This is a genomic window from Micromonospora sp. (assembly GCF_048594385.1).
Taxonomy (GTDB): Bacteria; Actinomycetota; Actinomycetes; order Mycobacteriales; family Micromonosporaceae; genus Micromonospora; species Micromonospora wenchangensis.
On record NZ_JBMDWU010000178.1, the window covers coordinates 1 to 13,235 of the forward strand.

At 68.1% G+C, this 13,235-nt stretch carries 14 protein-coding genes and 1 pseudogene; 9 read left to right on the forward strand and 6 right to left on the reverse strand.

Annotated features, from left to right (window positions below; all coding sequences use genetic code 11):
• The 3 genes from ACOJTC_RS09295 to ACOJTC_RS09305 all read left to right on the forward strand — a co-directional run.
• The coding region (locus ACOJTC_RS09295; protein ID WP_420116536.1) for a hypothetical protein at nt 1-227 on the forward strand (227 nt) is incomplete at its 5' end.
• Nucleotides 228-229: 2 nt separating this feature from the next.
• Nucleotides 230-2,341, forward strand: coding sequence for an ArdC-like ssDNA-binding domain-containing protein (locus tag ACOJTC_RS09300; protein ID WP_420116537.1), 2,112 nt, complete (start codon nt 230-232; stop codon nt 2,339-2,341).
• An 8-nt stretch (nt 2,342-2,349) separates the two neighbouring features.
• A complete protein-coding gene (locus tag ACOJTC_RS09305) occupies nt 2,350-2,670 on the forward strand; it encodes a hypothetical protein (protein ID WP_420116538.1) in 321 nt (106 codons plus the stop codon).
• A gap of 19 nt (nt 2,671-2,689) precedes the next feature.
• Here the strand turns inward: ACOJTC_RS09305 and ACOJTC_RS09310 are convergent, their stop codons facing one another.
• Complete coding sequence (locus ACOJTC_RS09310) at nt 2,690-2,887, reverse strand: hypothetical protein (RefSeq protein WP_420116539.1); 198 nt, start codon at nt 2,885-2,887, stop codon at nt 2,690-2,692.
• A gap of 285 nt (nt 2,888-3,172) precedes the next feature.
• Here ACOJTC_RS09310 and ACOJTC_RS09315 point away from each other — a divergent pair, with 285 nt between their 5' ends.
• Nucleotides 3,173-3,424, forward strand: coding sequence for a helix-turn-helix domain-containing protein (locus tag ACOJTC_RS09315; protein WP_420116540.1), 252 nt, complete (start codon nt 3,173-3,175; stop codon nt 3,422-3,424).
• Here ACOJTC_RS09315 and ACOJTC_RS09320 read toward each other — a convergent pair.
• A complete protein-coding gene (locus tag ACOJTC_RS09320) occupies nt 3,392-3,736 on the reverse strand; it encodes a hypothetical protein (RefSeq protein ID WP_420116541.1) in 345 nt (114 codons plus the stop codon). The genes ACOJTC_RS09315 and ACOJTC_RS09320 overlap by 33 nt on opposite strands.
• Before the next feature lie 40 nt (nt 3,737-3,776).
• Here ACOJTC_RS09320 and ACOJTC_RS09325 point away from each other — a divergent pair, with 40 nt between their 5' ends.
• The 3 genes and pseudogenes from ACOJTC_RS09325 (at nt 3,777) to ACOJTC_RS09335 (ending at nt 6,346) form a co-directional block, all read left to right on the forward strand.
• Complete coding sequence (locus tag ACOJTC_RS09325) at nt 3,777-4,805, forward strand: ATP-dependent DNA ligase (protein ID WP_420116542.1); 1,029 nt, start codon at nt 3,777-3,779, stop codon at nt 4,803-4,805.
• 846 nt (nt 4,806-5,651) lie between these two features.
• Nucleotides 5,652-6,095: pseudogene (locus ACOJTC_RS09330) on the forward strand (pentapeptide repeat-containing protein); the annotation flags it as partial.
• Nucleotides 6,071-6,346, forward strand: coding sequence for a pentapeptide repeat-containing protein (locus tag ACOJTC_RS09335; protein WP_420116592.1), 276 nt, complete (start codon nt 6,071-6,073; stop codon nt 6,344-6,346). The pseudogene ACOJTC_RS09330 and the gene ACOJTC_RS09335, both read left to right, overlap by 25 nt.
• 817 nt (nt 6,347-7,163) lie before the next feature.
• On the opposite strand, the gene ACOJTC_RS09340 is transcribed toward ACOJTC_RS09335, so the two are convergent.
• From ACOJTC_RS09340 to ACOJTC_RS09355, 4 genes are all read right to left on the reverse strand, one after another.
• Nucleotides 7,164-8,624, reverse strand: a complete 1,461-nt coding sequence (locus ACOJTC_RS09340; protein ID WP_420116543.1) for a TIR domain-containing protein — start codon at nt 8,622-8,624, stop codon at nt 7,164-7,166.
• A gap of 260 nt (nt 8,625-8,884) precedes the next feature.
• Entirely contained in the window at nt 8,885-9,466 is a 582-nt protein-coding gene (locus tag ACOJTC_RS09345; protein WP_420116544.1) for a recombinase family protein, read from the reverse strand.
• 183 nt (nt 9,467-9,649) lie between these two features.
• Nucleotides 9,650-12,259 (reverse strand): trypsin-like serine protease, encoded by a 2,610-nt coding sequence (locus ACOJTC_RS09350; RefSeq protein WP_420116545.1) that lies wholly within the window; start codon nt 12,257-12,259, stop codon nt 9,650-9,652.
• Entirely contained in the window at nt 12,228-12,590 is a 363-nt protein-coding gene (locus tag ACOJTC_RS09355; protein ID WP_420116593.1) for a trypco2 family protein, read from the reverse strand. The genes ACOJTC_RS09350 and ACOJTC_RS09355 overlap by 32 nt, the downstream gene beginning before the upstream one ends.
• 142 nt (nt 12,591-12,732) lie before the next feature.
• Between ACOJTC_RS09355 and ACOJTC_RS09360 the strand changes: the two genes are divergently transcribed.
• The gene (locus ACOJTC_RS09360; protein WP_420116546.1) at nt 12,733-12,972 is read left to right on the forward strand and encodes a hypothetical protein; all 240 of its coding nucleotides are present in this window, start codon (nt 12,733-12,735) and stop codon (nt 12,970-12,972) included.
• A gap of 36 nt (nt 12,973-13,008) precedes the next feature.
• Entirely contained in the window at nt 13,009-13,221 is a 213-nt protein-coding gene (locus tag ACOJTC_RS09365; RefSeq protein WP_420116547.1) for a hypothetical protein, read from the forward strand.
• Nucleotides 13,222-13,235 lie beyond the last annotated feature (14 nt).

The following is a 13,235-nucleotide window of genomic DNA, read 5'->3' on the forward strand; positions in this document are numbered from 1 at the left end:
GCCCCGCCGCCGGGATTCCCCCCCCCCGACAGCAGCGAGAAGGAGAATCCGGCGTGACGACCCCCCGGCCTGTCGCGACGCCGGTGGACGTGATGCCGATCCTGGAAGCCCAACAGGAGGCCATCGAGCGGATGGTCGAGCGGCAGGCGGCGCAGGACGAGGAGATCGCGCAGCTGCGCAGCGAGGTCGCCAGTCTGCGCACGACACGCGGCCGGTCGGGGGTCTGACAATGGCGACGTCGCGGCGTAAGTCCTCGCCCGCAGAGTTGGAGCGCCGCCGTCAGGCGGCCGCCGACAAGCTCGTGGCCGCGCACGATCGGATCGTCGACGGCGTCCGGGAGCTGATCACCGGCGAGGACTGGGCGCGGTACCTGCGGTTCGCTGCGAGGTTCCATAACTACTCGTTCAACAACACGATTTCGATCCTCAAGCAGGCTCCGGACGCGACGTACGTCGCCGGCTACGAGACCTGGAAGTCGGTCGGCCGGCAGGTGCGTAAGGGCGAGCGCGGGATCACCATCCTGGCGCCGGTCATGGCCCGCCGGACTCCGGAGGACGCTGCACAGCCCACCGCTCAGGCTTTGGCTGAGCCGGCGGGCGAGTCGAGCGAGCCCGGGCGTCGGATGGTGGGCGTGCGGACGGCGTCGGTGTTCGACGTCAGGCAGACCGACCCGATCGTGCCGGGGGAAGAGCTCCCCCTGGTGCGCCCGATTGAGCTGACCGGAGCCGCACCTGCCGAGCTGTGGTCCGGCCTGGCCCGGCAGATCCAGGGCTGCGGGTTCACCATCGAGCGGAGCGACTGCGGCGGCGCGAACGGCCGGACGCAGTGGGCGGAACGGATCGTCCGCGTGCGCGACGACGTCGCCGAGCTACAAGCGGTCAAGACCCTGGCGCACGAACTGGGGCACGTTGTCCTGCACGATCCCGTCGACCAAGCCTCCGGTCGACCTGACTGCCGCGGCACCGTCGAGGTTGAGGCCGAATCGTTCGCTGCGCTCGTGTTGGGCAGCCAGGGCATCACCACCGATGACTACTCGTTCCCCTACGTCGCATCCTGGGCCGCCCAGGGCAACGACCCAGACGCCGCGATCCAGGTCGTCCGCGACACCGCGAACCGCGTGATCAAGGCCGCGCACCAAGTCATCGAGCGACTGAACCCCGAGACCACCACGGTCGATACGGACGCCCTGCTCGAACGCGCCCAGCACGCCGCGGCGGCCGCGGTCCACACCTCCGAGCCGGCAGCTGCGCCAGCGACGCCGGCCGCAGTCACCGTGGCCCCTGAGCCGGTCTTCACTACGGCTGACCTTCACCGGATCAACATGACGGCCACCCAGTGGTTCCAGGACTTCGGCCGCGCCGAGCTCGCCGCCCGGTACCTCGCCGACCGCGGAGTCCGGGCGATAGCCGACGGGTACACCGTCGGCTACGGACCCGTCGGCGGAGGGATCGCCGCCTGGCTGCACATGCGCGGGATCAGCAACGAGGCCGCGATCGCCGCCGGCCTGGCCCGCGTGGCCGGCGACGGCCAGATCCGCGACGTGTTCCGCGACCGGGTCATCGTCGCCATCCGCGACGGCCAGCACATCGCCGGGTACGCCGGCCGGGCACTGCGGGACGACGTCGAACCGCGGTGGCTCAACACGCGGGCCACCGACGCCTTCGACAAGAGCCGGCTCCTGCTGGGACTCAGCGAGGGCGCCGAACGACTGGCCGCCGGCTGCACACCGGTCCTCGTCGAGGGACCCGTCGACGCGCTGGCCATCGGTCAATACGGCGGGGACGTGGTCCCGGTCGCCGTCACCGGCACGGCGTTCACCGCGGCACACATCGAGGCCCTGGCCGCCGCGGTGCCGGCCGACCGGCGTCGCATCATCGTCGCAATGGACGACGACGAGGCCGGCCGGCGAGCCGCGGTGGACGCCGGTATCGCACTCGTCAACGCCGGGTGGCTGGTCCGCACACCCCGCGACGGGCACGGAATGGACCCCGCACAGATCGCCGACCTGCACGGCCAGAAGGTGCTGGACTGGCTCGATGCTCGCCGGTGCCGGTCGGTGCACCACCTGGCCGCCGAGGTCTACGTCCGCAGCCACCGTGACCTTCGAACCATCGAGGGCCGCGTCCACGCCGCCACCACGACCGCGCGCCTGCTGGACGAGCGGTTCCCACCGTCGACCGAGACCACGGCCGCCGTACGCCTGGCCTATGACCTTGCCGGTGTCACTCCTCCGACGTCGGTCGCTCTCGGACTGCCCACTCCCCCGCGGTTGTCGTCGGCGGCGAGGACCGACCGAGAACGGAGCCCGAACTACCTCGTGCCAGCCGGATTGGAACGCTAGTAGAACAGATGTACATTCCCGATGTGGGGAACATAGAGCACATACGGCGGTACCGGATCGACGCGAGCCACTACCGGTTCGGACCCGCCGGCGAACTCGTCGAGCACGCGCCGTCGCAGTGCCCGCAGGGGCATCCGCTCGGCGGCGACCAGGTCCTGGTCGGCAACATCCCCTGCATGTGCCTGTCCCAGACCCACGGCCAACGCGCGCACCGCTCGTGGCGGTGCCGACGCTGCGACCGTGAATGGATCTGGCCCGGCTGCACCGCCCAGCCCGATCTACCGACCTGGGACGGCGCAACCCCGGCGCCCCGCGGCCGCCACCGCTGACCGAGAAGCAGCGCCAAACTCAGTTCCGAAGGACCCCGACGATCCCTACCGCGACGCTCACCAGCACCGCCGCGGCCGTGCCGTAGAGCGGCCACAGGACAACGGCGACCGAGCCGGCGACGCCCGCACAGATGAGCGCGACGATCAGCGGCCAGCGCCGACTCGGTGGTTCCGGTGTCGCCTCGTGCGTCGGCGAACCGGTTGGCGTTACGGTCATGCTGTCCCTCTCTCGATCCAGCGATCCGATACCGGGACGAGGCGGTCCCCGTTGCAGCGGGGGCCGCTTCCCTAACTTGAGCGCACCGGCCTCGATCTCGGCCAGCAGGTCACGGTCGCCACCTCGTCGTTCACTCAGCAAACACCCGGTTATGCGGGCGTGGAACCGCCACGCCGTCGCCGAGCCAAACTTCACGTTCCGTGCGACCTACAGCTAGCGGTGCCGTTGGTTGGAACCATCCGGGCAGGCGACCGTTGGCCGCGGCGACCCAGTTACGGTCGCTCGGTGTCGCCTTCCAAGCCGCCGGCAGGGCCGAGATTCCTGACCCTCGTGGACGTCGGGGAAGAGCTGAACGTGTCGCAGGCCCAGGTGTACGCGGTGGTGCGGTCCGGGGATCTGGTCGGGATTCAGATCGGTGGACGCGCGCAGTGGCGGGTTGAGCGGGTCAAGTTGGAGGAGTACATCGAGCGGGCCTATGCCCGGACCGCGGCCAGCCTGACGGAGCTACCGGCCAGCCCGCCGGCTGACGTCGACTGAGCCTGTCCCCGGTCGCGGCCGGCCGTGGCGGCGGGTGTCGGCGGCTGACCAGTGGGGTTGCCGGTGGCGGCGCTTGACGTCGTCGACGGCGAGCCACACCGTCTTGTTCTTGAGCGGGTCCGGCGGGTCGAGTTGGATGCTGACCAAGACTGCGGTGTCGGTCCAGCGGACCGCGCGGGCGGGCCACCACTCTTCGCAGTCCTCCCAGACCAGGCGGGCGATGACTGGGATGGTGCCGGTGCTGCCGTTCGGGACGCGGTCGGGCGTGACGCTGTTCAGCGGTTCACCCCGCCCCGCCAGCCCGTCGAACACTTGTCCATGATGGACCATCGGCGGCGAGGATGATGGACGGGTGAGCACGGGCAGCAGACGGGACGGCGGGTCGCGGGCGGGCCGGCTGACTGGCCCGGTCGACGTCGCCCTGGCCCGCGCGGCGGACACCATCCCGCAGCGCATCGGCGGCGGCGATGTCCTGTTCGGGCTCAAGTTCGACGGCTACCGCGCCGCGGTTGTACGGGGCACCCGGACCGCCCGGATCTGGTCCCGGCAGGGCGTGGACCTGACCGCGGCGTTCCCCGAGGTCGCCGAGGCCGCGGTCCGCGAAATCCCACCCGGGTGCGTCCTGGACGGCGAGGTCGTCATCCTCGACCCCACACAGGGCCGCACCGACTTTCGCCTGCTCGGTCGCCGGCTGGGCGCCGGACCCCGCACGGTCGCGGCCGAGCGCCGCGCGCACCCCGCCTCCTGGGTCGGGTTCGACCTGCTCGCCGTGGCCGGGGTCGACGTCCGGCCGCAGCCGCTCCGCACCCGGCACCAGCTCCTCGAGGAACTGGCCGCCGACTGGGCCCCGCCGCTACGGCTGTGCCCGTCGACCACCGACCACGCGATCGCGGTCGACTGGATGACCAGCTGGGCGAACGTCGGCGTCGAGGGCATCGTCAGCAAGGCCATGGCCGACCCGTACATCCCGGGATCTCGGCAGTGGGTGAAAACCAAGCACCGCGACATGGTCGACGTCGTGGTCGGCGGCCTGATCGGCGCCTGGCATCGACCGACCAGTGTCGTGGTCGGCCGGTACGACACCGCCGGCCGGCTGCGGATCGTCGCGCGCAGCGCTCCTCTATCCGCGGCGGCGGCCGCCGAGCTCTCCGACGTCCTGACCCCGGCCGGCGCTGGGCATCCCTGGCCGCACACCTTGGCCAGCACCCGGTTCGGCGTCGAGCGGGCCACGCTGGTGCGGGTCGACCCGGTCCTGGTCGCCGAGGTCGTGGTCGACCCCGCCCAGGACCAGGGCGTCTGGCGACACCTCGCTCGCTGGGGCCGTCTCCGACCCGACCTCACCATCGACGACGTCTCCGTCATGCGCCGCCGATCCGCCTGAACCGGCCCGGAGTCGTGGTGACCCGCACCGCGACATTTACGCAGGACCGCTGCTGACCCACACAATCCGGTCATGACTGTCCCCGAACCGCGCGAACCGGCACCAACCCCGGTCACCAGCGGGCCTCGTGGTCACCTCCGCGGCCACCACATCTTCTGGTCCCTGATAGCCGGCCTGATCATCGTGGCCGTTGCAATCACCGCCGGGTGGGTCATCGCACGCCCATACGGTCAAGACGAATGGGCAGACGTCATCCGATCCGCCGTCCTGGCCGCCGGCGCTGTCGCAGCAGTGCCCGCCGGATACGTCGCGTACCGCAAACAGCAGACCACCGAGGCCGAACGCCACGAGGCCATCGACAAGGAGCAGCGCCGCCGCGACGAACTCATCGAAGCCAACACCCGCGCCGACGCCAAGGACTACCGCGACCGGTACGCCGCCGCCTCCGGCCAGCTCGGCAGCGAAAAGGCCGCCATCCGCCTCGCCGGCGTGTACGCCCTAGCCCAGCTCGCCGACGAATGGGGCCGCACCGAACCCGACCAACGACAGGTTTGCATCGACGTGCTATGCGCTTACCTCCGAATGCCCTGGCCTACCCCGCTCGCCGTACCCCCCACCCGACCTACCCGCTCGACCGGCCGGCGGCTAGCCGGACACCCCCCTGCACCACCCCCACCCCGGCCACCGACCGACCACCGCGAGGCATCCGAGGAAACTCAGGTCCGAGCAACCATCCTCCGGGTTGCTGCGGACCACTTGCATCGCGACCGCAACCCGGAAACTGCCTGGTGGCGCAATGACTTCGATCTCCGCGGCGCAGAGCGCTTACCTGAATGTCAGTTCGTCATGGCACGCCTCAGCGGGACATTCGATGCGCGTGGCGCGACGATCTCCGGGCACGCCGGGTTCCTGGGCGCGACGTTCTCCGGGAAATTTGATGCGCGTGGCGCGACGTTCTCCGAGGACGCCGAATTTGAGGGCGCGACGTTCTCCGAGGACACCGGGTTCGAGGGCGCGACGTTCTCCGGGCACGCCGGGTTCCTCGGCGCGACGTTCTCCAGGAACGCCTGGTTCGTGAGCGCGACGTTCTCCGGGAACGCCTGGTTTGCGAGCGCAACGTTCTCCGGGCACGCCGAGTTCGGGGGCGCGACGTTCTCCGGGAACGCCGAGTTCGGGGGCGCAACGTTCTCCGGGAACGCCTGGTTCAGGGGCGCGACGTTCTCCGAGGACGCCGGGTTCGGCGGTGCGACGTTCTCCAAGTACGCCTGGTTCAAGGATGCAACGTTCGCCGGGAACGCCGAAGTCGGGGCGCGACGTTCTCCGGGAACGCCGAGTTCGAGGGCGCGACGTTCTCCGGGAACGCCCAGTTCGGAGGTGCAACGTTCTCCGGGGATGCCGGGTTCGAAGGCGCGACGTTCTCCGAAGACCCGGGGTTCAGGGAGACAATGGCCGTCGGAGAGGTCACCCGCCCTGATGGCACGAACGATCCCGCAACATCCACACCTCGTCCGATCCAGCAATCCTTGTTCCCTGAGACCTGACCGCAAGAAGGTCAACGGACTTCCGCGAGCGGTGGCGCCTGTCCCATTAGGCGTTCCCCAGGTGGGACACCCGGACAGCGGGTCGGCGATCGGGCTAGGCGAAGGTTGGCTGTGGGTGGGCCAGTCCCAGATACCTGACCCGCAGGGATGTCCCGGTGAGGGCCCGGTATCTGGCCAACGCATTGCGCGAGGTTCCGATACCACTCGCTGCTGGCCCTAGAACCTGAGCGGCCTAGGTTTCCTCGTCGCCGCAGCTAGACTTCGCCGCGAACCAGACATCTGGTCTCTTAGGTGCGAACGGTCTGGAACCGATCGCTGGGTTCACCCAGGCGGTGGCCCAACCTGAGACGCCGGAGAGGTCGGTTCGGGCAGGTACGGCGTGCCTCTGCTAACAAGTTGGCCGAGGAGCTCTCGATGAAGTCGGGTTGGAGTCACCGGCCCTTCTGCTGACAGCCGGAACGGTCGACGCAGGGGGGCCTCCACCTCACATCAGGTGTCGTTGATCAGTCGCGGTTGTCGATTGGTTTGCGCACCGTCCTGTTCACCCGAAGACCCGCCGCGCGCAGTTCGTGGGCGAACTGCCGAAGACGACCTCGGTTGTCAACCGGATCTGGCCTCCGGAAGAATTCGTGGACCTGTCCGCGTCGACTTCGCAAACGAAACACCCTGTTCGAGTTGTTGACAACGTCCCAGCCTTGGGCGACTGCGCTGCTTGCGATCGACGCCAACTCGCGGGTAAGCAGCTCGCGCTGCTCTGCTTGCGTCTTCGCCACCCCCGCGATTAGCTCCGGCGAGGGCACTGCAGTCGATGCCGGGGCTACTTCGCGAAAGGGCGCGGCTCCGAGAGGTATGCGAGCGCCTCGTCGAACTTGCCGGCAACTGACCACCGAACCACATCGTCAACCACTGCCAGCCCCCGGCTATCTCGGAGAAGCCGGACAAGTTCCCTGCGTTGCTCGAGGGAGTCACCAAGGTTGTGGAAGTGCATCCCGGCGATGTCTGAGATTTCGCGTTGTGCGCCCATGCGCACGAACGCCGCCTTCTTGGGGGCCATGCCCAAGACCATCCCGGCTTCAAGGATGACGTTCGGGCGCGGCTGGCCCTGCAGATCTGTCTCACCGGCGGAGACCCTGGGGTCTAGGCAAACCAGGTCGTCCGGGGTGAAGAGCACGACGACTGCGTGTGCCATCTGCAGACCGGCCGAGACGATCTGGAGCGTGCTGGGCGGGAGCTCGGTAGTCCGATCCGCCTCGGTTTTCGCCTCCCCCCAGCCGATGACGGACAACTCCAGTGAGCGCAAGAACTCGACCATCGCGTCCTTGGCCCTGTCGTTGCGGCCGTGGACGAGGAAGACCCTGCGTCGTTCGCCAGGTGGTTGAACGGCCTCAGGACGCTCTGCGGAGGTCATGGCGGTACCGCTCTCCTTCTGGGTGCTTTCTCGCGGGGACTCGACGATCGCACGGTCCCCAGGTTGTTGCGTGGTCGGCGTTACGAGCGTGTCTAGGGCTCGTAGGTAGTCGGAGGCGTTGGAGATGTCCCGGAACAATCCGAGGCGGGCTCCAAGTTCCACGCTGTAGTGCGGGTCATCGAACGGATTGTCCCGCTGCTCGGGTTCGGCGAGCGGGATTGGTTCATGCATAAGCAGGTGGGCGACAGTTGGAACGTTCATGGGCTTTCGCCCGACTGTATGACCACTGCTCCCCTCCATGAAGTGTCGTATGGGCTCGTCCAAGTCCCACTGTCCGGACGGCAACTGGTACGGGTCGACTGGTAGAGCCGCTTCGCGGTCGGCCGCAGCTTGCACGAGACTGGCTAGAGCGTCTGCTGCGGCAATCCGGACGCGCGCTACACCGGCTAAGCTCAGGCCAACAGTCTCACTGGGCTGTATACGGCCACCGAGGGCTGCTGATCGCCAGATGAGCGAGTAGGGCCGGCGAGTTGATCCCGCATCTACTTCGGGTAGCGTCATGATCGCGTCGTCCGCGCGTCGTTCGCTCACGCCGCCTTTTGCCATCGCCGACCGGACGAAGTTCCAGATGGGCCACGACAGGCTCGAGGGATGCTCGTCCCTCGTCACACTCCAGTACAGACCCGCGAGGACATTCCGCTGATCTTCGGTGAGGTCCACTTTCAGCAGGGAACCGGCGCCGGCGACCTCTCTGGGCAAGCTGGTGATGCGACCGTCAGCGGCCAGCGCATAGCCGTCATTTTCGAGCAGTAGGCGTAGCTGCTTCCAGCCAGACGATCCGGTAATCCCGGAGCGGTACCGCGCGACCATCCCCAGCGTGGACTCGAAGACCCTGAGCGCTCGTCCAACTTGACTCGGGCTGCTCCAGTTGACCCCATCCATATACCCCTGAAAGCGACGGGAGACCGCATGGAAGCGCGCGCCATACCCCGCCGAATCGAGATCGGGAGCCGGGGGGCTAAACCCCAGTCCTTGCCACAGATCGTCGATCGTGGCCAGGCTCGGTCGTTCGCCGTGCAAGAGCGGGCGCACAGCTGCTCGCGTGCCTGGACCGATCAGTTCGGATCCGGTCATGCCATGCGATCCAGCTGGTCGAGGTAGCGGTAGATCGTCGCCCGGGCGACGCCGAACTCGGCGGCGATCTGGGCGACGGTGTAGCGAGGGAACCCATCGGGGTCGGTCTCGTCGAGCATGGCTCGAGCGATGGTGACCTGCTTGGGGCCGAGCTTGCGTTTGCGGCCGCCGACTCGGCCGCGGGCGCGGGCGGCCGCGAGTCCGTCCTTGGTGCGTTCGACGATCAGGGCGTGCTCAAACTCGGCGACAGCGCCGATGACGTGGAAGAACATGCGCCCTGCTGGGGTCGAGGTGTCGATGCCTTGACTGAGTACGACCAGGGCGATCCCCCGCTCGTCGAGATTTCGTCCGATCTGGATCAGGTGCTCGAGTGACCGGCCGAGCCGGTCGAGCTTGGTGACGACCAGCTGGTCTCCCGCACGGGCCATGCGAAGCGCGTTGTCCAGCTCCGGCCGCCGGGTCAGCTTCCCGGACGCCTTGTCAAGGAACAGTTGGTCGCAGTTGGCCTCGGCGAGCGCGTCGCGCTGCGCCTCCGGGTGCTGATCCCGTGTCGACACTCGGCAGTACCCGATTCTCACCCCTCTCAACGTACCGTTTACAAAGGTTACCGAGACATAGCGGGCGACACGAGTTTTAAGACACTAATGACCTGCAACGACATCCCACGGCCGGCGATGTCTCACAAATGATCGATTACTAACAACGTGGTTAGCGGGCTTCTAATCACCGGCGCCGACTCACGTGGGCAACCAGCGGAACAGTTACGAAGCCGGGGTGGCGGGTAGGTTGCCGAGGGCGATCATGGCGTCGGTATCGCCGGCTTCGGCCGCCTTCTCGAACCACCCCCGCGCACCGGGCACATCCGGCGGATCCAGCCGGTCGGCCAGCAGGACGCCGAGGTTGTACATGGCGTCGGTATCGCCGGCTTCGGCCGCCTTCTCGTACCACCGCCGCGCACCGGCCAGATCCGGCGGATACAGCCGTCTGGCCAGCAGGACGCCGAGGTTGAACATGGCGGCGGTGTGACCGGCGTCGGCCGCCTTCTCGAACCACCCCCGCGCACCGGGCACATCGGGCGGATCCCACTGCTCGGCCAGCAGGACGCCGAGGTTGAACATGGCGCCGACGTGGCCGGCAGCGGCGGCCGCCTTCTCGTACCACCGCCGCGCACCGGCCAGATCCGGCGGATCCAGCCGTCTTGCCAGCAGGACGCCGAGGTTAGACATGGCGCCGGTGTGACCGGCGGCGGCCGCCTTCTCGTACCACCCCCGCGCACCGGGCACATCGGGCGGATCCCACTGCTCGGCCAGCAGGACGCCGAGGTTAGACATGGCGCCGGTGTGACCGGCGGCGGCCGCCTTCTCGTACCACCGCCGCGCACCAGCCAGATCCGGCGGGTCTTGATCGACCAGCAGGACGCCGAGGTTGAACATGGCGCCGACGTGGCCGGCAGCGGCGGCCTTCTGACTGGCCCGTATTGACGCTGTGATGGCGTCGCGGAAGTAGGCGGCGACCCCGATCGCGAAGGCTTCGTTCGGGCTGGAGTGATCCAATACGTGAAACCAATAGTCGTCCGGCACCGATCGACTACGGCCTGGTGGTCCGTTGTCGGAGGCGACCAGATAGTCGAAAGGGCGGTATCCACGCACCTTGTCCGGCAGGGGGTGAGTGATCAGCAGGGCAGCGGTCGGCGCCGCTGGCAGAGCCGTCCTCGCCCATTGCACGCCTTCTGCAAGGTCAGCGTCGGTGATGTCGAGGTCGGGGCGTTCGGTCCAAGCCATGGCGCGGACCAGGGCATACAGGTCCGGTTCGGAGATGGCACGGTCATGCCCTACTCGGGCCCAGTCGACGACGCAGCGCACGATGAGATACCGCAGCGGGTCGGCTGCGTCTCTGCTTTCACGGTACTTCGCGAGAAGTTGGGGGGCGTGGGCGAGTTCCTCGCCTAGACCAGAATCCAGATGCTGGTCGGGGTACGCCGCCCGGGCGGCGGCCTGTTCCTGATCGCTGTGACGGGTGCTGGCCAGCTCGATGATGGTGCCTGAATCCAGTAGCACGCGGGTGTCCCGACCGAGTTCACCAGTGCTGTCACGCAGCTCCGACAACCGGTCGGTCCGTAGCGTCGCCAACAGCACGGTAGGGCCTGGTCGGTCGGTCAGGGCAGTGATCCTGCCGAGGGTGAGCGGGTCCGCGCCGATCAGGAATCGGTGCAGGTCGTCCAACCAGATGACCAGCGGGTCGGTAGAGACCCGCAGACGTGGATGCTCGGCCAGCTCATTCCAGGCCAGGCCCACCTGCGGCGCAACGATGTGGGCTGCGGCCCAGCGTTGTCGGAGCGCTTCGAATGCGGTGCGCGATTTTCCCGCCTTCGAAGGGCCGGTCACGACCACCAGCCGATCCTGCACCAGTGCGTCGGCTAGCCGCTGGTCGACGTCGTTGTGGGTGCGGGGAACGTATGGATCCGCTTCGCCGTAGCGGCCCTGCCCGCCGTAATTGGACTCCGAAGCGCCGAGCCGATACGGATCGAGCGCCTCAACCCGAGGCAGGTCTCCGTCCGCGACGAGTTCCACCAGCCCGGCGAGCGGGGCGACCGGTCGGGCGGCGGCCACCGGGAGCGGCCGGTCCGTGGTGATGCCCAGCTCGGCGGCCACCGCTGCGACGTCAGCACGATGCGGGATCAACTGCTGCAGGTGGTCGAATGCGGCCAGCTGGACCGCGGACGCCCCCTGCCGGGGGTGGTGTTCGATCACTACGCCCAGGGCCTGGCCGTGGTGGAACACCACGGCCCCTGACAGTCCACCCCACGCCGTCCCATCGACGTCGGGAGGGCTGGTGACTGTTTCAAGGAGGGGTTCCCGCAGCACCAACCGTCCGGTCCCGGCCAGCTCAGCCTGATAAATGACCCCGTGGAGCTCGGCGATCTGTCGGTCACCGTGGCCGGCATCTTGGAACAACGGGTAGCCGAGCGCCTGGCAATCGTGCAGCACCCCACTCTGCGAGCGATCGACCCGGGCGTACACCGGCGCGGGGAGGTCTTCGACCCACGGAGCTGAGCCCAACCTCAGCACCGCCAGATCCAACCCGGTTGCTCGCGGTGATTCCGCCACCACGGTGACCCCAGACGTCGGCGAGCCGTCCGACGCCCTAAAGACTCGCAGCTCATCGACCGAAGCGGCCGCCGTCTTGTCCCGGGTGCAGTGTCCGGCGGTCAACACGAACCGACCGGTGATCAGATACCCCGATCCGACCTGAAATTTGCCGTTCGACAGCACCGCAACCACCGAAACCACGCGGTCGGTCGGCACACCTGCGACCGTCGGCGCACCCGTCATCACGGGGTCAGGCGCCAGCCGCTGGGTCGGGCTGCGCACCGGGAACCTGACCACCGAAACGTGGCTCGACGGTCTGCTGATTCCCGATCTCGAAGTCCGTATCCAAGGTGCCGTCTGGTCGGCGCAGACCCGGCGTGAGGGTCAATTTCAATGTCTGCGTCGTCGAGGACTTGTAGTCCCCACCCACGCTCAACACACCCCACCCGATCTTGCCGTCCGCGCCCTTCTCGACCACCGCCTGGATCGTCAGCTCTACCGGGGCGACGTGGAACCCCAGCTCGTGAAACCAGCCGTCCCGCCGGGCCAGAGCCAGCTGCTCACGCAGCGCCTGGATGGCCTCTCCCAGCCCCACCACCGGATCCGACGCCATCCCCACGACCCTTCACCTCGACAGGCACAACAGGACGATTCCATCATCACGAAACACAACTGCTGCTGTCGAACGACCAGAGGGCGCACGGCCGTCGATGAGACCAAGCTCCTCCTGCACCGCACCGTCCGGAGCCACGACGTTGTCCTACGACGCGAACGGCAACCAGACCACCGGCGCGACCTACACGGCGCTCAACCAGCAGGCCACCACCACCGGATCCGTCGCCTACGACTACCTGGGCACCACCAACACCCAGCGCCTGGCGGCCAACGGCGTCTCCTACACCAGCGCCATCCTGGGCAACAACGTCGTCCAGCACGGTGCCGGCAGCACCACCCAGCGAGCCATTCGCGACCCTGACGGCAAGCTCATCGCCTAGCAGAAAGACCCCGCCAGCGCCACCGGCACCTACTACGTGGTCACCGACCGACAGGACTCCGTCCTGCTGCTCACCAACAGCACCCAGGGCGAGGCCGCCGAGTACGGGTACCTGCCGTACGGCAACACCTACAAGAACACCGACGGCGGCACCATCGGCAACCCCTACCGGTACATCGGCGCGTTCCTCGACACCACCACCGGCAACTACAAGATGTGGGCTGGCTATTGCGGGCAGCCCATCTCCTGATTCCAGCCCGTGTT

Coding starts and splice junctions, on each gene's coding strand:
- ACOJTC_RS09300 (WP_420116537.1), top strand. CDS start 230: ATGGCGACGTCGCGGCGTAAGTCCTCGCCCGCAGAGTTGGAGCGCCGC.
- ACOJTC_RS09305 (WP_420116538.1), top strand. CDS start 2,350: ATGTACATTCCCGATGTGGGGAACATAGAGCACATACGGCGGTACCGG.
- ACOJTC_RS09310 (WP_420116539.1), bottom strand. CDS start 2,887: ATGACCGTAACGCCAACCGGTTCGCCGACGCACGAGGCGACACCGGAA.
- ACOJTC_RS09340 (WP_420116543.1), bottom strand. CDS start 8,624: ATGGTCGCGCGGTACCGCTCCGGGATTACCGGATCGTCTGGCTGGAAG.
- ACOJTC_RS09355 (WP_420116593.1), bottom strand. CDS start 12,590: ATGGCGTCGGATCCGGTGGTGGGGCTGGGAGAGGCCATCCAGGCGCTG.